Genomic DNA, 19,705 nt, shown 5'->3' on the forward strand with positions numbered 1-19,705 from the left:
ACTCCTATCCTTCCCAAGGTAATTTCATATAGCGCTTGATGAACCTTACCTGATGGCTTTTTGCAAAACTATTGGCCTCATTTTTTAAATCCACAGAGATGGTTGTGTATAGCAGCGGGATTGAAAGCATCTTTGACAGCTTCGAGCATAATTCATACCCGCTCAAGATGTCAGCCATACCCGTCTCGTTGCCGATATTTGAATTGTTGATGATTCCCGTTACCTTTAATCGTGCCGCCTTTTCAATCTCCTCAATACAGTACCTCGCTCCTTCTAAGGTACTAACATATGGACGGTTCGCATTTAAGACAAATAAAAGTTCTGGCTCTAAATGCTTCCATTCATGATAATACTGCCCTAATGCCATGGCTCCATCTTTATCGCCGCCGGCATCAATAATCACTCGATAGCGGTGATCATGTAATACACGATAGATTTCTCCCGAAACAATGGGTAAATCTGAGGTTGCCAGACGGTTGGCAGGAGCTATTAATTCAATATCCTGCAGCTCGAAAAGATTGGAAACATCCCTTGAACGAAAATAGGGGTTAATGATATCTAAGTCATTAATAGCTGTTTTGTTATGTATCTTTTTCTCATTCAATGCCATATTTATCGCAATCTCTGTTTTGCCACTCCCAAAGTGACCGGTTAGGATGGTGATTCTATTCAATGTAGGGCCCCCCTTTGAACGGAGTTCTTTTGTAAACGATTACATTTCTATAAATAACGATTATATACTTTATTATAAAGTACCTTTTCACATATCTGCGTTGACCAATGTCACAGTTTAATGAACACGAGCATGTACTTTTAATGGATAATCTCATGTATCAACAGCTGTAATCTGCCAAATAATAACACATAAATCATCATTTAGAGGAGGCTGACGTTTATGAATAATAAAAAGTTATTCCTTTTACTCTTTCTGTTTGCAATCACTCAAGCACTATTTCCTTCTAACATGCATGCAGAAAACAATGGAATCGTTGATTTACGAATCCTCGAGACTACTGATTTACATGCTGCTTTAGTGAATTATGATTATTACCAGACGAAAACAGACAATACGATTGGGCTTGTCAAGACCGCAAGCCTAATTCATCAAGCGAGAAAAGAGGCAGTAAATTCCCTTCTGTTTGACAATGGAGACCATTTAAAAGGCAACCCTCTTGGTGAATACCTGGTGAGAATCAAAGGTATTCAAAAAGGAAAAATACATCCTGTATACAGTGCTTTTAATTATCTGAAGTATGATGCGATTGCTATCGGAAATCACGAACTAAATTATGGTCTAAAATTTCTAAAAAGTGCACTAAAGGGTCCAAAAATGCCTGTTGTCAATGCAACCGTCTATAAAGCGAAAGCCATTAAACCTTACTTTAAGCCTTATGTCATTTTAAAAAGGAATGTTCTTGACAATCAGGGACAAAGTCATGAATTACATATTGGCGTCATAGGATTTATGCCGCCTCAAATTATGCGATGGGATAAAGCAAATCTAGAGGGCAAAGTGATTGCGCGGCCGATAGTGGAAGCCGCGAAGGAATTCGTACCGAAGATGAAGGCTGAAGGCGCAGATATAATTATCGCTCTCGCGCATACAGGTATTGATAGTGAACCATACCATCCTGAAACAGAAAATGCAGTCTATTACCTTAGTGAGATTCAAGAAATTGATGCCATTCTAGCCGGACATTCACATGGCATTTTTCCGGGGCGCGCTTACAAGGAATTGCCTAAGGTTAATATTGATGAGGGAAAAGTCAAAGGAAAACCAGTTGTCATGGCAGGGGCCTTTGGCAGCCGGCTTGGCATTATTGACCTGAGCCTAGAGGTTCAAGAAGGAAAGTGGACAGTGAAAAAAAGTAGTTCATTTACAAGGGCAATTGCAGATGAGAACGGAAAATCTCTTGTAAAAACAGATAAAAATTTATTAAAACTGATTAAACCTGCGCATCAGGAAACCGTCGATTTCTTAAAAAAGCTTGGTTTATAAGAAAAAAAGCTGGAGCCATTATAGTAATCGTAGCTCCAGCTTTTTTTGGGGATTTTGATATGGTTGCAAATTTTAATCGCTAAATTTTTTAAATACCAAAGTAGCATTATGACCGCCAAATCCTAATGAGTTGGATAGAACCACTTGAACATCCTTTTTCTTTGCTTCGTTAGGGACATAATCTAAATCCAGTTGTTCATCAGGTGTTTCATAATTAATTGTTGGCGGGATGATTCCATCCTTGATTGCTAAAAGAGAAAAAATGGCTTCTATTGCCCCAGTTGCGCCCAACAAGTGGCCAGTCATTGATTTCGTGGAACTGACAGATAATTTATAGGCATGGTCTTTGAAAACTTCCTTGATGGCTAACGTTTCATACAAATCATTATAATACGTTGAGGTGCCATGTGCATTGATATAGTCAACATGTTCTGGTTTGATTCCAGCGTCAGCTAATGCTAATTTCATTGCTCTTGCAGCCCCTTCTCCCTCAGGTGCTGGAGTCGTAATATGGTGGGCGTCGCCTGTAGCTCCGTACCCTGCTAATTCTCCATAAATGTCTGCACCACGGGCTAAAGCGTGTTCTAATTCTTCTAAGACCAAGATACCCGCGCCTTCACCAATGACAAATCCATCGCGATTCTTATCAAAGGGCCTGCTTGCTGTGGCCGGGTCTGGATTTTTTGAAAGTGCGGTCATATTTGAAAATCCTGCGACCGTCATCCCGGTAATGGTGGCTTCCGTTCCACCCGCAATCATTACATCCACATCCCCCTTTTGAATCACGCGGAATGCATCACCAATAGAATTAGCGCCAGAGGCACATGCTGTAACCGAACAATTGTTGATCCCTTTAACACCTAGTGTAATGGATACTTGCCCTGCCGCCATATCCGGAATAAACATAGGTATCGTAAACGGGTTAACCCTTCTTTGACCTTTTTCAAGAAACTTCCGATGTTGTTCCTCGAATTCAGCCAATCCGCCAATTCCTGACCCAATCCAAACACCAACCCGTTCTGGCTGAATCTCTTCTCCTATTTGTATCCCTGCATCCTTAACAGCCATTTGACTTGCTGCAATAGCAAACTGGCTATACCGCCCCATCCTTCTCGCTTCTTTTTTATCCATAAACTCTTCTGGTGCAAAGCCTTTAACTTCTGCTGCAATCTTAACGTCAACCTTTTCTACATCAAAAAGGGTTGCAGGACCAATACCGGAAACACCACTTTTAATTTGCTTCCATGTTGTATGTGCATCATTTCCCAAAGGAGTGACTGCTCCAACACCTGTAATTACTACTCTTTTATTCATTGTGCGCTCACCCCTACATATATTTTCACATGATCCTCCTATAGTTTAACGAATTTTGATAGGCTGGACAAATAAATACAGACCTTTGTGTGAAAATTTAAGATAATTCACTAATTAAACCCCAAATATTCTGCCAAAACTGATTCATAAAAGTTTATAATAGATTTATGTACATAATTAAACAATAAAGACAAGGGATTTGGTGTGAATGATTGGATTAGTAATTATCTTAATTTTGGTTTTATTTTTACCCTTTTCAGTAAAAAAGGTCGAACACAATTTAGAAATATTCTTATTTGTAATGGGGATTGCAGCTGCTTCGTTAAGCGGCATGATGAATCTTCATTTGATTGAAAAAGCTCTAGTTGATCCAATTAATATTACCCTAGCTGTCTTGATTGCAGGATTAGTTTGTAAATGGGGACAGGCTCAGCTCGAAAAATCAATACTATGGTTAAGTAAATTACTAACTCCTCGAGTTTTCTTCGGATTAACCGTCATTATTCTAGGACTGGCCTCAAGCATCATTACGGCAATTATTGCAGCAATTGTGCTGGTTATTATTATCAATGTCCTTCCACTTGATCGTAAATCTGAAATCCGCTTTACTGTTTTAGCCTGTTTTTCGATTGGCCTTGGTGCAGCCCTAACACCGATTGGCGAGCCATTAGCAACGATTACAATTAGTAAGTTAAATGAAGACTTCTTCTACTTATTGAAATTGATTGGCCCTGAAGTTATTCCTGCGGTAGTCCTCTTTGGATTATTGACCATCTTTTTGGTTAAACCACGAGAAAGCTCTGATGGTCTAACATCTGACCAAAAGGTAGAAAGCTATAAAGAGATATTAATTCGATCCGCTAAAATTTACTTGTTTGTAATGGGACTAACCTTCCTAGGACATGGATTTGAACCTTTAATTAATGAGTATATTCTAGGTCTTCACCCAATGCTTCTATACTGGATAAATATGATTTCCGCTATTTTAGATAACGCTACCTTGGCAGCTGCTGAAGTTAGTCCAGCAATGGACCAAGCAACCATTCAGGCAGTTTTAATGGGGCTAATTATTAGCGGAGGTATGTTAATACCTGGTAATATTCCTAATATTATCGCAGCAGGAAAACTCAATATTACCAGTAAAGAATGGGCAAGCTTTGGCGTTCCCGTTGGACTTATAACTATGGCCTTTTATTTTGTTATACTGTTTATTATTTATTAGAGTTAAGGTAGAAAAAAAGAATCGAATTCACTCAAAAGGTGATTTTCGATTCTTTTTTATTTTTGTGCTGTGTTAATTGATACTGTTGATTGGAGCGGAAGGGCGCTTGACTCCAGCGGGATGCACGAGCTGAGTGAGACCCCGCAGGAGCGAAGCTGCGAGGAGGCTCACGGGCGAGCCCGCGGAAAGCATAGCGCCATGGAGCGCAAATCAACAGCCTAGTTTAACACAGCCTATTTTTATAAAAATAATGGCCATGTTTCGACACTTAATGTTCACGAACTTCACCTTTTTTACAAAAGTTAAGCAAGTTATTTTTCTTATAATAAAAGGTATGAGAGTTACTAAAATGATTGGATGTGTCTATATGGGAAAATTATTATATATTACAGCAAATCCAAAAGGACTTGAAAAATCAAAAGGTCTGAAAATCGGTGAAGTATTTATCAATACAATCAAGGAAGAATGCCCAGAGATGGAAATAAAAACAATTGATTTATTTTCATTTGATATTGCACATATGGATGCAGAATTGGTGTCTGCAAGAGGCAAACTAGCTGGATATGGTTATACATTAGATCAGTTAACAGATGGTGAACGAGAGAAAATTCTAAAAATGCATGCCCTTGCTGATGAATTTCTATCTTATGACTATTATGTTTTCGTTTCTCCTATTTGGAATTTAAGCTCTCCAGCGGTGCTAAAAGCATACTTAGATAACTTATTTATTGCTGGTAAAACCTTTGCTCATACTTCAAATGGTCCCAAAGGACTTCTAGCTGGAAAAAAAGCCATTCATATCAATACACGCGGTGGCCTTTACACAGGTACACCGATGAAGGAATTAGAATGTGGAGATCGTTATTTAAGAATTGCGCTTGAATTCCTAGGTATTGAGGTAATGGACACCATCATTGCAGAAGCTTTAGATCTATATCCGCAAAAGGTACCGGAAATTGTTGAAAAAGCAAAAAAGGAAGCGATTCAAGCTGCCAAGAAAATGATAAAAGTGCCTGTTCTTATGTGATAGCATAAAGAAAAGCTTCCTTTAACGGAAGCTTTTTCTCTATGCAAAACGATAGTAAATGAGAAGAAAAGTGGCTAATGTAAAAACAAAATTTAAAAATACAAATACCATTTGAGCTATTTTTGTCCGATGTATTTTTATTGGGGGATCGTAAAAAGAAACTCCTTCAATGATAAAGATAATTAACACGATATGAATCATCAGGTGTCCAATAATCTCCGTGACACCAAACAGCATGGTGGTGGAAATAAAAATCAACGTTAGTACAACGGCCAGGAGGCGATTTAAGATCCCTACTATTAGTAAATACCCCACGACAAATTCAATAAAAGCAGCAAGTACCACAAAGGTTGCCGGAGGAAAACCAAAGGTCGGCACAGCATGCTGATGAATAATATCCATACTCATTGCAGGATAGACCCATTTCTCTACGGCTACCCAGCACAAAGATAATCCAGTACCTAAATAAAGAAACGGAAATCCCCAATCTTCAAGCTTCGTTTTCCCGACTAATAATACACCAATAATAGCAAGATAAAAGCCATAATCTAGCATATGAAACAAGCCGGAGTGGATGAGTTGATAAACAAATAATCCCAATAAAATAAGGGCACCGGCTTTTGTCGCATAATGAATAGGGATTAATAAAAGGATAATCGTTATCCACATCAATATTCTTATGTTTTGATTTGTGATAGCAAATTCTGGTGCAAATATCGTCCCCGCTAAAACCTGAATTATTAATGCAATCGCTGTACCATATTTTAAAATATACCTAGAGGATGTACGGTATCTGTCCAGTACCCCATCAATCTTTTTAGTAATTGGAACTTTATCTAGCAGCGGCAATAACTGAGTCAGTACAGCAAGCAAAGCAGCAACCAATAAGGTAATGGTCATGAAAAGTGGCGATAAGATATGTTCAATTTCTTCTTTTTCTGGTGTAACTTCTGTAAACCACTTTACATGAGCGTCTACAAAAAGTGGTGTACAAACAATAATCAAAACTAATAAGATGATGACTTTACCTCTATTTTTCATCAGATCCTCCCTAAAAGTATTCATCTATATCGTTTTCGGTTACTAGCATAAATATTCTATTTGAAGAAAATATACATATGTCAATTCACAGGAGAATGTTTTTCTTCTATAATAAATGGATAATAAAATAGGAAAAAAGTAATATAAAGCTTATCAAATTATAGGAGAACATGAATGATAAAAGATTTTGTTTCCAATGCAACAATCTTGATAGCATCATTTACAGTGATGGGTCAAATTTTTAAAAATATGCCATTATCTCCCTCATCACCACATTCTTCAAAGCTTTATTGGGGAATTTGCTATGGGGTTCTTGGAAATATCTTAATGGTATTTAGTTTTCAAATTAATTCTACTACTATTGCTGATTTACGGCACCTTGCCATTGTCGTTGCTGCTGCCTTTGGGGGGGGTGTTCCTGCAATCATTGCTTCTATAATCATTGCTTTAGGAAGGCTTACTCTCTTCGGTATCACGGACACCGCTTTTGTTGCAGCCATTAGTGCACTCCTGACCGGAATCGTGTGTGGCTGGTTTTCTAAATTAAACATCAAACTAACCTTAAAAGCATTTTCTATGAATATTATTGGTTTATTTTTTATTTCAATTGTCTTTGCCATTTATATTGAAGACTCAAAGACCCTTTTAAATGTTTTAATGCTGCATTATCTTATTTCTTTAATTGGTGGATTTTTTGCTTTTCATTTATCGGTATACATTGTTAATACTAATGCAGCTGAAAGAGAACTAAACCTTAGTCTACTAAAATTACAGGAAAGTGAACAGAAACTGCATAAAGCAAATGAACTTCTAAGTGAGCTTTCTTATATGGACGGGCTGACAGGCATAGGTAATCGCCGGCATTTTGATGAAATTCTTAACAAGGAATGGACTAGCTTAATTTCAATACAATCACCATTAACTCTGCTCATGTTTGATATTGACTTTTTTAAAAAGTATAACGATACCTACGGTCACCCTGCTGGTGACCAATGTCTGCAAACCATTTCTTCCGCCATAAACAATCTTGTCGCGAATAATCCATACTCAACATTTTGTCGATACGGCGGTGAAGAATTTGCCCTAATCTTATCCAAAACAAAGTTGGATAAGGCAATAGATATCGCAAAATTACTTCAAAAGAAGATTCAGTCTCTTAATATTGAACATAGAAATTCGGAAATATCAGATATCGTTACAATTAGTATAGGGATTGCCACAATCATTCCGAATTCGGAAGTGCAGCCAAAAGATTTAATTCATTTAGCCGATACTTCCTTGTATACTTCCAAAACGAACGGAAGGAATACCATTTCAACCTTGTAAATATAAAACGGAAGGGGTTTATTCCTTCCGTTTTTATACAAATTTCTACAATTTCCTTCTTATATCATTCATTTATTCTAAATAATTAGTAAATTCTGTTGTATAAATACGAAGAAGAATGTAAAATTTTCCTATAAGCACATTGGATGGTGAAATAGATGGAAATTACTAAACACCTTTTTTTAAATCTTTCTATTTTAATAATATTGCTCCTTTTTTGCTTAATTTGGCTTGACCGAAGCAGAACACTTCCTTTTTCTAAAACGACTATCATCATTATTTCTGTCCTATTATTATGGATATGTCTCCAATTCGCCTATACTCCTGTTCCCTATGCACGATACGATTTGCGTATCATTCCAATCGTCATTGGCGGTTTATACTTCGGAATCGGTCTTATCCTTGTCGCAGGATTGATAATTATTAGAAGCCTATATGGCCTTGACTCAGGGTTCTTCGGAACAATCCTACTTTATGTACCACTGGCTATTGTTTTTTTTCGGTTATCACCTTGGTTTTGGAAACAATCTTCCGAACGACGAATTTACACTGCCATTTGTTTAGGTATGATACTTGGTATTCTGAGCACCGCTGGGGAATTACTTAAAGACACAGGCAGCCCATGGTATGATGTGTTGTTTTCCTACCTGGTACTCCCCCCGCTTGGGATTGGTCTTATAGCCTATTCGATTGAATTTATCAAAAAAAGTGTAGAAATTAAACATCAATTAATTAAAGTGGAAAAACTAAAAGCCGTTGAACAAATGGGTGCTGCCATCTCACATGAGATTCGAAATCCGTTAACTGCTGCCAGCGGGTTTGTCCAGTTACTCAATGATGACTACCTCCCTAGACATAAACGTAGAGAATACCTTTCAATTGTAAAGGATGAACTTAATTCCGCTGAACGAGTCATTGAAGATTATTTAACATTTGCTAAGCCTTCTTTAGTATCTATTGAAGAACTAAATGTTAAAAATGAACTTAGGCAAATTATTAACATCTTAACTCCGATGGCCAATCAAAATTCCGTGGAAATTATCACTGATTTTTCGGTAATTGGATTCATTAAAGGGGATAAACAAAGATTTCGTCAATGCTTCATTAATATCCTCAAAAATTCAGTTGAAGCGATGCCGAATGGCGGCCATCTATATGTTGAAACTCATTTTAACAAGGATTATGTAACCATCTGCATCAGGGACACAGGAATTGGTATGACCTCTGAACAGCTTGAGCGACTCGGTGAGCCTTATTATTCAACGAAAGGGAAGAATGGTACAGGTCTCGGAATGATGGTCGTTTATAGTATTGTCCGTGCTATGAATGGTTTTATTCGAGTCGAAAGTGAATTGAACGCAGGCACCACTTTTCACATAAAATTTCCAACTATCACCTCGTTTATCAAAAATGAAAATTCACAGGTACAATAGAAAATCGACAGGTATTGTACCTGTCGATTTTTTCTATATATATCGTTCATACACTTTCAAAACAATTAAATTTATATAGGTACATATCCATAACTTTACCTATTTGTTCTATTTTGAAATTCTCCAACAGCTGTTGGTTTTGAGTAATCCTCCTGATCCATTCCACTATTTTGAATCCTTGCGATTACCTTTTTTGTAGAAGGACTAATGTCAACTTCAAAATATGGTTCGTAAGCTTCCACTGGCGGCTTTTTGGTTGCAAAGACAGCAATGATAACACCAACAAACGCAACAGCTAAAGCAATAATAAATGGATTAGTGGCACCCATTACCTTGGCGGCAACATAAACGATAGAACCAAGGACAATGTTTGCATAGGCACCTAAACGATTCATACGCTTCCAATACAATCCTAAATATACGACAAAAAAGAATGCTGCACCAAACCCGCCATAAACATAGGTGAATCCCATAGCTAATAATACTGGTGGATTAATTGCACTGATTACAGCTAGGATACCAAGGGCAAAAATACAATATCTAAGTTGTTTTCTTTCCGTATTTTCGCTTATTTTCTTATCAGGAAAAATGTTTTTATAAATATCATTGTAGAGTGAAGTACCGCAATGCAGCAGCATAGAATTCGCAGTAGAAACTGCCGCAGCACATAATGCTACCAAGGTTAAAGCACCAACTAATGGGTGTGCGTACTCCATTATTACGATTGGCATGATATAGTCAGTAGTTTGCCCTGCCGGAATACTAGGAATGAGCGTTTTAGCTCCTAATCCTATTACAATTAATGGAAGGAAGATAGCAATTAAAACAACTACTGATAACACCATTTGCATAATTGCCACTTTTACACTTTTTGGCGCTAACATCCTCGTTACCCAGTGAGGCGATACAGCTGCTCCCATTGAATTAGAGATAAAGATTGAAAAAAGTGCACCCAATCCGAATGTACCAACAGGAGATAAAAGGACACCTGAACTTAAACTTTCTCCCCCTTCAATCGTCGGACTTGTTGTAGTAGAAAGCGTGTGATAGATATTCTCTAATCCTCCTGTTGCTGCTAACACAGCTCCTGCTCCCAAAACTACCCCTAAAACGATTAAGACTGTATTTACAGTGTCCGTAACGGCAACAGACCAGAATCCGCCAATACTAGTAAAGAGTAAAAAGAGTAGAAATACGAAAATAGCAATTTTATAATCTATCCCTGTTATGGTTGAAAATACAATCCCGAAACCTACAACTTGTAAATGGGTAAATACGAAGTAACCAATTAGCATTAATGCAGCAACCAGTGTTCTTAAATGACTGCTTTTCTTAAAAGGCTCATATCTCATTTGAACGTATTCAGGAAAAGTCCTAGCAGGTGTTTTTGGTCTTCTGACTTTATAGGCAACAAGCGGAATTAATGCTGTTCCAAAGAACCATCCGGCTACCCAGCCAATGACCGCCGCTACTCCTGAGCTATAAAGATATCCCGGTACACCCATTACCGAAGCAACACTCACCCAGGTCGCAACAGAGGTCCCAACCCCTATCCACAGCCCCATCCGGTGTCCTCCTGTTGTAAAGTCAGACATCGATTCAACGTTCTTTAAACTCTGCAAACAGGACCAAATCAAAAATACCATATAAAAGCCAAAAACAGCTATATACCAAGTCATTTCTCTTCCCCCCTATTATTTAAATAGTTTTCCTGAAGCACCCCAGCGCTTTACACCTGACTTTTCAATACGATAACAAAGGTACGTTCCAAATCCAATTGAAAATAATATCGTAAACAACCAGATAGAAAATGCTACTATCATAATAATCACTCCTATTAAATTAATAAAAGATTATTTTAATACAGTTCCAAAAGATTCAAATCGTACGAGGTTCGTTGTAAAATCCGGAACCTTTTTAGTATTCTCCGCTTCTTTTACTAGTTGAACAACCAAATCGTTAAACGGAGTTTCTACACCCACTTCTTTCCCCTTTTTACTAACAAAACCATTGATATAATCAATCTCAGATTTTCTCTGCTTTTCTAGATCTTGAAGCATACTTGCTTTTAATTTTCTATGCGGTCCCCAAACCTCTTCATAAAAATCCATTTTTTCAGCAACAGTTTGTCCATCTTTTAGTTCCAAAAACTCCATATCTTTTCCTTGCATCTTGGCTAACTCAATACCATGTGCACGTGCTACCTTAATGGTTTCATCGGCAATATGAGCCAAACTAGTCATAGCACTTTGATTATCGAGAACTTCTTCAAAAGTACAGCCTAGTGCCGCTGACATCCCGCTAAAGGTTGCATTCATTAGTACCTTCGACCATTTAATACCTAGAATATTGGATGAAATTTCACAATAGCCAACATGTTCTAAAACTGCCTTAATCTTTGATAATCGAGATGTAATTTCTCCATCTATCTCACCAATATCGAATGCATATTTTTTTACCGTCTCCCATTCTGTAGTTAGTTCAGATTCACCAGGACCTTTCCATGTAGCCCCAAATCCAACTACTCCGCCAACCGTCCTTTTTGCACCAATAATTGAAGCCACGTATTCTTCAGGGACTCCATTTTGAAGGGTACAGACAATACTATTTTCATGAAGATGTGGGATTAATTGATTTAAAGATTCATAATTGTAGACCTGTTTTGTTAATAAAAAGACCAAGTCATATGTTTTATTGATATTCATTGGTGTTATTGCGTTAACAGGAATCGTTTTATTGATAAAACCCGTCAGCTTTGCACCAGACTGATTTAACCGATTAACATGATCTTCATTGATATCAATTAAATCTATCTTTTCCCCGCCCTCTGTCATTAATGCTCCAATGATTGTTCCTAAAGAACCCGCCCCCATTATGGCAATATTCAAAATAAATCCCCCTATTCTCCCTAATATAAGTTTAGTTATTTATACAAGGTTCTGACTTTGGATATTTGATACACTAGTTAGCAGAGTATTTCTTTTCAATTTATCTAATCCTAAAATCTTTCTTGCCTCATTAGGAGTGGCTACTTCTCTTCCTAAGGCAGTGGACAATTCTGTAATTCTCTTAACAAACTGCGCGTTTGAAGTGGCAAGTTCTCCTTTGCGGTAATAAACGCTATCTTCCATACCAACTCGAACGTGACCACCTAATAGGATACTCATCGTATTGATGGTTAATTGATCCTTGCTTGCCCCAATGGCTGACCATGTCGATCCCTCAGGAATACTGTCTATTAAAAACATTAAGTTTTTCGGTGTGGCCGGCATTCCACCATGAATACCAAGTACAAATTGGAAGTGTAATGGTGTTTCAATTAATCCCTTTTTCGCAATTCTTAAGGTGTTATGGATCATTCCTACATCGAAAATTTCAATTTCCGGCTTAATCTGACGTTCCTTTGTAATCGCTGCCAGTTGTTCCAAAAACACTGGTGTATTATGAAAAACACCTTGACCAAAGTTCATAGTCCCAGCATCAAAGGTGGCCATTTCTGGATTTAATTCGCAAACTCTTAATCTAGCTTCATCATCCATCCCTATTCCACCGGCAGTGGTTAAGTTTAATATAATGTCACATTTGTCTTGAACGCGGTCAATGACTTCTTTATATGTATCAAGTTCTAGCGTATTATCCCCCTTATGATCCCTAACATGAATATGGGCAATGGCTGCTCCTTCTTTCCATGATTCATAGACAGAATCTGCAATTTCTTTTGGCGATAATGGTACATAAGGCGTATGTTCTCGAGTCGTTGCTGCTCCTGTCGGTGCTACAGTAATGATTAATTTTTCCATCATTTTTTCCCTCACATTCTATACTTTTTAAATTTCAGTTTATATAGATGCAATTTCTGTGCCAATTGATAAATATGTACAAGAATAAAGATTTTCTTTATATACCTTAAATTGAGTCGATGAAATAATTCATCGGTTTTTATGTAAAAACAAAATTTTCCGATTATTTACACAAATAACGAGTGAGTAAAAAAAGAATCGCTTTTGATTCCTTTTTTACTCACTCATCTGAATCCCTAATTTCTTGGCTTTTTTTACTACTGACGATTGGCTGATTTTTAAGACTGCCGCAGCTTTTCTTGTGCTTCCATAGTCCGCCAATGCTTTTTCAATCGTCTCTTTTTCTACTTTTGCCACAATTTCTTTAAGACCCAGTTCAATGTTTGGTTTTTCTATGCTTTCAGTATGTATATTTAATAGTTTTTTTGCTAATCCAACTTGAATATTTCTGTTTTTTTCAGAAACGATAACCATTCTCTCAACTATATTTCGCAGCTCACGAATGTTTCCTGGCCATGTGTAGACTTTAAATACGTCATATACCTCATGATCCAGCACTACTTGCTTTTTATACTTTGAGTTATAAAAGTCCAAGTAATGCTTCGTCAGCATTTCAATGTCCGTAGTGCGGTCTCTTAGCGGCGGGATACTAAATGGAAATACATTTAACCTATAGTAAAGATCTTCCCTGAATTTCCCCTTTTTCACTAGATCATATAAATTGCAATTGGTAGCAGCGAGAATGCGGACATCAAATTTAATAGATTTCGTTCCACCTACACGTATTACCTCTTTTTCCTGTATAATCCTAAGAAGTTTCGATTGTAATTCAAGAGGCATTTCTCCAATTTCATCCAATAGCAATGTTCCCTTATCGGCAAGTTCAAACATTCCGACTTTCCCTTTACTTGAGGCTCCGGTAAAAGATCCTGCTTCATAGCCGAACAATTCTGCTTCTAAGAGACTTGAAGGAATGGCCGCACAATTGACCTTAATAAATGGTTTTCCTTTTCTGTTGCTATTCATGTATATTTCATTAGATACCACTTCTTTCCCTGTCCCCGTCTCTCCCGTTATGAGTACGGTCACATCTAAACTCGCTACTTGATGGATCATTCGAATAAGGGATTGTATTTCCTCACTCTTACCAATTAAATTATTAGAAATATGCAGATTTCGCAGGTGTTCAATTTCATTTTGTGTAGAAACCAGCTTTTCTTGCATTTCCAATAAATCTGACATATCCCGATTGATAACAACAACCTTTTTAACATTTCCATCCTCATCAAATATGGGAGTTCCAGAAATTAATACCTTTACTCCCGTACGAATCTCTGCCATGGCATTAATTGGTTTTTTAGTTCTAATTATGTCAGGCGTAATGGCATTTTTAAAAAAACCTTCCTCCATTAGATTACTAACATATTTATTCAAAACAAGATTTGCTGGCAAGCCAGTTATTTTGCTATAAGATTGATTAACATATAAGGTTTTTCCTTCCCCATCGGATATATAAATCCCATCATAAATTTCATCACATATTTTTTTATAATCAATGGCCTCGTCTAATACATCCAGCTCCTTGCAAACTCTTTTTAAATCTGATTCCATCTCCGTTCGAATCGAAGAATTAGGCATCTTAGTTTCCAAGGATTCTATTAATTCTTTAATTAATTTCTTTGAAGAATATAATTTTTCCTTATTCATATTTCCCTCACTACTCTGTATTTTCAGTCTATTAGAATAATATTATCATTTTTTCCTGTATATAGGGATATTTAGATGGAGATTTTATTTACCAAATCATGAGGGATCTTATACAACATAAAAAGGCAGGCTCTCGGCGGCCTGCCTTTTTATATTAAGCATACATCTTATTTTCTTCCTTTTGGAAGAAGCTTTTCATCGCATGGAATACATCCGCTTTTTGCTTAAGAATATAATACCGGAACTGCTCATCCTTGATATTCTTGTAGGCTGACATTAATGTGGAATGACGATTATACTGATTCACTTCCCCATAACCAAACATGTTTGAAACCTTCATTAGTTCTTCAACAAGCTTGACGCATCGAGCATTATCAGATGTTAAATTATCACCATCAGAAAAGTGGAATGGATAAATGTTGAATTTACGTGGATTGTACTTTGCATCAATGATTTCTAAGGCTTTTCGGTAAGCCGAAGAACAGATGGTTCCCCCACTTTCACCCTTTGAGAAGAAGTCCTCCTCCGTAACAACCTTAGCTTCTGTATGATGCGCAATAAATTCAATTTCAACCGTTTCATATTTCGTCCGTAAGAATCGGGTCATCCAGAAGAAGAAGCTTCTAGCCATATATTTTTCCCAAATTCCCATACTTCCACTGGTATCCATCATGGCAATAACAACTGCCTTTGAATCTGGTTTTATTACTTCATTCCAAGTCTTAAATTTCAAATCTTCCTTATAAATAGGATGAAATGCAGGTTTCCCCGTCATCGCATTTCTCTTAAATGCAGACATCATGGTCCGCTTTTTATCAATATTACCCATTAATCCTGTTTTGCGGATATCATTGAATTCAATATTTTCGACTAAATGTTCCTGGTCTTCTTTTCTTTTTAGATTTGGAAGCTCTAGTTGTTTAAACAAAGCTTCCTCTAATTCCATTAATGAAACCTCTGCTTCAAAGTAATCCTCACCAGCTTGGTCCCCAGCGCCCTGCCCTTTTCCTGGTCCCTTTTGCTGACTTGACCCGTCACGAGCAACTACGTCACCTACTTGGCTTTCACCGTCACCTTGGCCCACGTGTTTGTTTTTGTCATAATTGTAGCGGATTTTATATTCGTCTAATGAACGAATTGGGATTTTCACCACATCACGTCCATTGGACATAATAATGCTTTCTTCTGTAATTAAGTCGGGAAGATTATTTTTAATTGCCTCCTGGACTTTTTCTTGATGTCGTTGCTGATCATCGTGGCCTTTACGGTGGAGGGACCAATCTTCTCTTGAAATTACATATTGATGGTTATTGTCAGACAATGTAAACCCCTCCTTATTAATTTTTATTGATTTTAATGAGTCACATTTTTTTTGAAAAAACATACTATAACCCGAGTGTAAAAATGCAGATAATGTTGATTACTTTATCCTATGCAGAAGCCGCAAATAATTTACAAATTATTTTGACAATTAGGCTTACACCTTTAAAAATGGACGAGCTTTGTTGTGTTGCCTAATTATTAAATAAAACTTATCAACCCATTATTGAAAAAAACAGACTGGCAGATTCCTTCCGCCAGTCCCTCCTATTTCAATTACCGGTTTAATAAACTTCCTACATATCGTAATAGTTCATTTGCGGATGTAGAATTATAGCCGTGTTCATCAATTAATCTGGCAACAACATCATTGATTTTCTTTAATTGCTGTTCATCAGGTGTTTTGGAAGAAGTGGTTATCTTGACAACATCTTTAAGGTCTGCAAATAATTTCTTTTGGATCGCTTCACGAAGTCTGTCATGTGAGTTGTAGTCAAAGCGTTTACCTTTTCTGGCAAAGGCAGAAATTCTAATTAGGATTTCTTCTCTAAATGCTTTTTTCGCATTTTCAGATATACCAATTTGTTCTTCAATGGAACGCATTAATTTTTCATCAGGATTAATTTCCTCACCTGTTAACACGTCACGCAGTTTTGCTTTGTTGCAATATGCCTCAACATTATCAAGGTAATTATCCATTAATGTTTTAGCTGACTCTTCATAGGAATAAACAAAAGCCTTTTGAACTTCATTCTTGGCAATATTATCATACTCTTTCCGCGCAACCGAGATATAATTCATATAACGCTCACGTAGTTCAGCTGTGATAGATGGATGTTGATCTAATCCGTCTTTTAAGGATCTTAACACATCTAAAGCATTAATGGATGGTACTTCTTTACGGATGATAGTTGATGATATTCGGTTAATCACGTAACGTGGATCAATTCCACTCATGCCTTCATCTGGATATTCTTTCTTTAGTTCACTGACATCAACGGCATTAAAGCCTTCCACATTTTCTCCATCGTACAGGCGCATTTTCTTAACTAAGTCAATATCGCCTTTCTTTGGTTCCTTCAAACGGGTTAGAATTGTAAACATTGCTGCAACCCGTAACGTATGCGGTGCAATATGCACATCAGATACGTCACTTTCATTAATCATCTTTTCATAGATTCGTTCTTCCTGTGAAACTTTTAAATTGTACGGTATAGGCATAACGATAATCCTGGAATGCAAGGCTTCATTCTTCTTGTTCGAAATAAATGAACGGTATTCTGTTTCGTTTGTGTGAGCTACGATGAGTTCATCCGCACTTATTAACGCAAACCTTCCAGCTTTAAAGTTTCCTTCTTGCGTTAAAGATAGCAGGTGCCATAAAAACTTTTCATCGCACTTCAACATTTCCTGGAATTCCATCATTCCGCGGTTCGCTTTATTCAGTTCACCATCAAAGCGGTAGGCTCGTGGATCTGATTCTGAACCAAATTCAGCAATAGTAGAGAAGTCAATACTTCCTGTTAAATCGGCAATATCCTGTGATTTTGGATCTGATGGGCTAAAGGTTCCGATTCCAGTTCGCTTATCCTCTGAGAAAAAGATTCTTTCAACCAACACATCTTCAATTCTTCCACCGTACTCCTGCTCCAGGCGCATCATATTCAATGGTGAAAGATTTCCTTCAATTCGAATACCATACTCTTCATAAAAATCTCGACGTAAATGATGTGGGATTAAATGAAGCGGATCTTCATGCATCGGGCAGCCTTTAATGGCGAATACAGAGCCTCTATCCGTATGGGAATAGGCCTCTAATCCACGTTTCAGCATGGTAACAAGAGTAGATTTACCGCCGCTGACTGGACCCATCAGCAATAATATCCGCTTTCTTACATCCAGCCTTTTAGCCGCAGGATGGAAGTATTCCTCGACAAGTCTTTCCAATGACTCTTCTAAACCAAATAATTGATTCCCAAAGAAATTGTAATTCTTAGTCCCTTTGACTTCCTCAATGCCAGCGTCTTTGATCATATTGTATACTCGTGAATGTGCAGATTGTGCTACCCATGGCTTCTCTTTTAACAACAATAAGTAATCTCCAAATGACCCTTCCCAACGTAGCTTTTCTTCCTCTTCTCGAAACATCTCAATTTTTTTTAGGATATCCATAAGGCCCTCCCCCTGTAGAGTTATCAGAGACGATTAATATACTCTATGCACCAAAGAACTTGAACATGCGTAACGTTGAAGTATTCCTGCCTATCTTTTTTCTTTTATGAAAAGATTGGAATATTGCTCTTTTCATTTTTTTAAGATAGGCTATAATAAATGTATATGTGTCTAAGCTAAGAAATATCTTAAAAAATAAGGAGGCTTTACATAAGCATGGGAACTTTTCTAATTGTTTTAGTTATGGTAGCGTTTCTAGCAGCTATCTTTACAGCAGGTTATAATGATAAGCCAGGATCCAGTAAATAATATTTCTCCACAAAAATAGGCTGCCATGAGGGCAGCCTTTTCTATTTATGTAGAAGCTGTACACTTCTCAGCAAAACCACACCCTTTATCGTAAATCCATCTTATTTTTTTGAACAAATTCCTTCATATACATCCGAGTTTGCTTTTCAAGCATGTTTCCCATTTGCTCCGTCCAGGTATCCTTCCTTTTCCCACTTGTTCTTTCTACATAATAGTTGGAGATCAGTTGATTATATTCTTGCAGCTGCCGCAAATAAACTTCTTGATCTTGCTCATATTCTTCCTCATGATAAAGATGCTCAAATGGCAGTCTTGGCTTTTGGTCATTTATTTTCTCAGGATAGCCTACCGTCATGCCAAAGAGCGGGATGACCCTTTCTGGAGTTTTTAATAATTCTTTTACACCCTCAAGGTTATTTCGAATTCCACCTATGTAACAAATGCCAAGCCCCATCGATTCCGCAGCAATTGCAGCATTTTGAGCTGCCAACGTCGCATCGATGAGCGCCACCATAAATTTCTCTGTACTTTCAATCGATGCTAGTACATCTTTCCCTTCCATCTTTCCAATGTATTCATGTCTGCTTAAATCGGCACAAAACACAAATAGATGACCATTCCGAGCAACATATTCCTGGTTTCCTGCTATCTCCGCAAGCTTTCGCTTTTTTTCCTTATCTTTAATGCCAATAATCGAATATGCCTGGATAAAACTAGATGTAGATGCAGCTTGTGCACAAGCAACGATGGTTTTTATTTGATCATCACTTAGCTGCTCGTCCTTAAAATGACGGATTGATCGGTGATTTAACATAGTAGTAATGGCTTCGTTCATATTAATACTCCCTTTCTCTGTTTAGCAATAAAGTAGGGAAACCTCTCTCAAGGCTTCCCCCTTATCAAACCGTACGTGAGTCTGTCTAACAATTATTTATAATTTTATAAAGTACTAAAAAAATCATGAATATTTATGACAAAAATAATTAAAATCACAAAAGTCATTAAAAAAGGGGGACAAATCCCCCTTTAATTTAC

Annotated in this window: 16 protein-coding genes; 5 read left to right on the forward strand and 11 right to left on the reverse strand. The window is 37.2% G+C overall.

The genetic code is table 11. The annotated features are described in order from the left end of the window. Window positions 1-4: 4 nt before the first annotated feature. The gene (locus M3189_RS03445) at window positions 5-673 is read right to left on the reverse strand and encodes a hypothetical protein (protein WP_251631957.1); all 669 of its coding nucleotides are present in this window, start codon (window positions 671-673) and stop codon (window positions 5-7) included. 222 nt (window positions 674-895) lie between these two features. Here M3189_RS03445 and M3189_RS03450 point away from each other — a divergent pair, with 222 nt between their 5' ends. Further along, window positions 896-1,999, forward strand: a complete 1,104-nt coding sequence (locus M3189_RS03450; RefSeq protein ID WP_251631959.1) for a metallophosphoesterase — start codon at window positions 896-898, stop codon at window positions 1,997-1,999. A 72-nt stretch (window positions 2,000-2,071) separates the two neighbouring features. Here the strand turns inward: M3189_RS03450 and fabF are convergent, their stop codons facing one another. Next, window positions 2,072-3,313 carry a beta-ketoacyl-ACP synthase II gene (gene fabF, locus M3189_RS03455; RefSeq protein WP_251631961.1) on the reverse strand — a complete coding sequence of 414 codons (1,242 nt, stop codon included), beginning with the start codon at window positions 3,311-3,313 and terminating at the stop codon, window positions 2,072-2,074. A 208-nt stretch (window positions 3,314-3,521) separates the two neighbouring features. On the opposite strand from fabF, the gene M3189_RS03460 reads away from it, so the two are divergent. Together M3189_RS03460 and M3189_RS03465 are read left to right on the forward strand one after the other, a co-directional pair. Beyond that, window positions 3,522-4,535 (forward strand): DUF1646 family protein, encoded by a 1,014-nt coding sequence (locus M3189_RS03460; protein WP_251631964.1) that lies wholly within the window; start codon window positions 3,522-3,524, stop codon window positions 4,533-4,535. Between the two features lie 367 nt (window positions 4,536-4,902). Then, window positions 4,903-5,562: an FMN-dependent NADH-azoreductase gene (locus M3189_RS03465; RefSeq protein ID WP_251631966.1), complete on the forward strand. Its 660-nt coding sequence runs from the start codon at window positions 4,903-4,905 to the stop codon at window positions 5,560-5,562. 39 nt (window positions 5,563-5,601) lie between these two features. On the opposite strand, the gene M3189_RS03470 is transcribed toward M3189_RS03465, so the two are convergent. Continuing rightward, window positions 5,602-6,603, reverse strand: a complete 1,002-nt coding sequence (locus M3189_RS03470; RefSeq protein WP_251631968.1) for a DoxX family membrane protein — start codon at window positions 6,601-6,603, stop codon at window positions 5,602-5,604. A gap of 174 nt (window positions 6,604-6,777) precedes the next feature. Here M3189_RS03470 and M3189_RS03475 point away from each other — a divergent pair, with 174 nt between their 5' ends. Together M3189_RS03475 and M3189_RS03480 are read left to right on the forward strand one after the other, a co-directional pair. Beyond that, window positions 6,778-7,929 (forward strand): GGDEF domain-containing protein, encoded by a 1,152-nt coding sequence (locus M3189_RS03475; RefSeq protein ID WP_251631977.1) that lies wholly within the window; start codon window positions 6,778-6,780, stop codon window positions 7,927-7,929. A gap of 158 nt (window positions 7,930-8,087) precedes the next feature. Then, the gene (locus tag M3189_RS03480) at window positions 8,088-9,362 is read left to right on the forward strand and encodes a sensor histidine kinase (RefSeq protein WP_251631980.1); all 1,275 of its coding nucleotides are present in this window, start codon (window positions 8,088-8,090) and stop codon (window positions 9,360-9,362) included. A 95-nt stretch (window positions 9,363-9,457) separates the two neighbouring features. Here the strand turns inward: M3189_RS03480 and M3189_RS03485 are convergent, their stop codons facing one another. From M3189_RS03485 to nfsA, 8 genes are all read right to left on the reverse strand, one after another. Continuing rightward, entirely contained in the window at window positions 9,458-11,041 is a 1,584-nt protein-coding gene (locus tag M3189_RS03485) for a sodium:solute symporter family protein (protein ID WP_251631982.1), read from the reverse strand. 15 nt (window positions 11,042-11,056) lie between these two features. Further along, on the reverse strand, window positions 11,057-11,185 hold the full coding sequence (locus tag M3189_RS26820) for a hypothetical protein (protein ID WP_285889314.1): 129 nt from the start codon (window positions 11,183-11,185) through the stop codon (window positions 11,057-11,059). Window positions 11,186-11,215: 30 nt separating this feature from the next. Then, a complete protein-coding gene (locus M3189_RS03490) occupies window positions 11,216-12,250 on the reverse strand; it encodes a ketopantoate reductase family protein (protein WP_251631985.1) in 1,035 nt (344 codons plus the stop codon). Between the two features lie 39 nt (window positions 12,251-12,289). After that, a complete protein-coding gene (locus M3189_RS03495) occupies window positions 12,290-13,165 on the reverse strand; it encodes a 3-keto-5-aminohexanoate cleavage protein (protein ID WP_353057387.1) in 876 nt (291 codons plus the stop codon). 213 nt (window positions 13,166-13,378) lie between these two features. Beyond that, window positions 13,379-14,869 (reverse strand): sigma-54 interaction domain-containing protein, encoded by a 1,491-nt coding sequence (locus tag M3189_RS03500; RefSeq protein ID WP_251631987.1) that lies wholly within the window; start codon window positions 14,867-14,869, stop codon window positions 13,379-13,381. Window positions 14,870-15,023: 154 nt separating this feature from the next. Next, complete coding sequence (gene yhbH / locus M3189_RS03505) at window positions 15,024-16,190, reverse strand: sporulation protein YhbH (protein ID WP_251631989.1); 1,167 nt, start codon at window positions 16,188-16,190, stop codon at window positions 15,024-15,026. A gap of 275 nt (window positions 16,191-16,465) precedes the next feature. Beyond that, complete coding sequence (locus M3189_RS03510) at window positions 16,466-18,361, reverse strand: PrkA family serine protein kinase (protein WP_251631991.1); 1,896 nt, start codon at window positions 18,359-18,361, stop codon at window positions 16,466-16,468. Window positions 18,362-18,755: 394 nt separating this feature from the next. Continuing rightward, a complete protein-coding gene (gene nfsA, locus M3189_RS03515) occupies window positions 18,756-19,505 on the reverse strand; it encodes an oxygen-insensitive NADPH nitroreductase (RefSeq protein ID WP_251631992.1) in 750 nt (249 codons plus the stop codon). Window positions 19,506-19,705 lie beyond the last annotated feature (200 nt).

The organism is Neobacillus niacini, from assembly GCF_023715415.1.
Lineage (GTDB): Bacteria > Bacillota > Bacilli > Bacillales > Cytobacillaceae > Neobacillus > Neobacillus niacini_C.

Coding starts and splice junctions, on each gene's coding strand:
- M3189_RS03450 (WP_251631959.1), top strand. CDS start 896: ATGAATAATAAAAAGTTATTCCTTTTACTCTTTCTGTTTGCAATCACT.
- fabF (WP_251631961.1), bottom strand. CDS start 3,313: ATGAATAAAAGAGTAGTAATTACAGGTGTTGGAGCAGTCACTCCTTTG.
- M3189_RS03460 (WP_251631964.1), top strand. CDS start 3,522: ATGATTGGATTAGTAATTATCTTAATTTTGGTTTTATTTTTACCCTTT.
- M3189_RS03465 (WP_251631966.1), top strand. CDS start 4,903: ATGGGAAAATTATTATATATTACAGCAAATCCAAAAGGACTTGAAAAA.
- M3189_RS03470 (WP_251631968.1), bottom strand. CDS start 6,603: ATGAAAAATAGAGGTAAAGTCATCATCTTATTAGTTTTGATTATTGTT.
- M3189_RS03475 (WP_251631977.1), top strand. CDS start 6,778: ATGATAAAAGATTTTGTTTCCAATGCAACAATCTTGATAGCATCATTT.
- M3189_RS03480 (WP_251631980.1), top strand. CDS start 8,088: ATGGAAATTACTAAACACCTTTTTTTAAATCTTTCTATTTTAATAATA.
- M3189_RS03485 (WP_251631982.1), bottom strand. CDS start 11,041: ATGACTTGGTATATAGCTGTTTTTGGCTTTTATATGGTATTTTTGATT.
- M3189_RS26820 (WP_285889314.1), bottom strand. CDS start 11,185: ATGATAGTAGCATTTTCTATCTGGTTGTTTACGATATTATTTTCAATT.
- M3189_RS03495 (WP_353057387.1), bottom strand. CDS start 13,165: ATGATGGAAAAATTAATCATTACTGTAGCACCGACAGGAGCAGCAACG.
- M3189_RS03500 (WP_251631987.1), bottom strand. CDS start 14,869: ATGAATAAGGAAAAATTATATTCTTCAAAGAAATTAATTAAAGAATTA.
- M3189_RS03510 (WP_251631991.1), bottom strand. CDS start 18,361: ATGGATATCCTAAAAAAAATTGAGATGTTTCGAGAAGAGGAAGAAAAG.
- nfsA (WP_251631992.1), bottom strand. CDS start 19,505: ATGAACGAAGCCATTACTACTATGTTAAATCACCGATCAATCCGTCAT.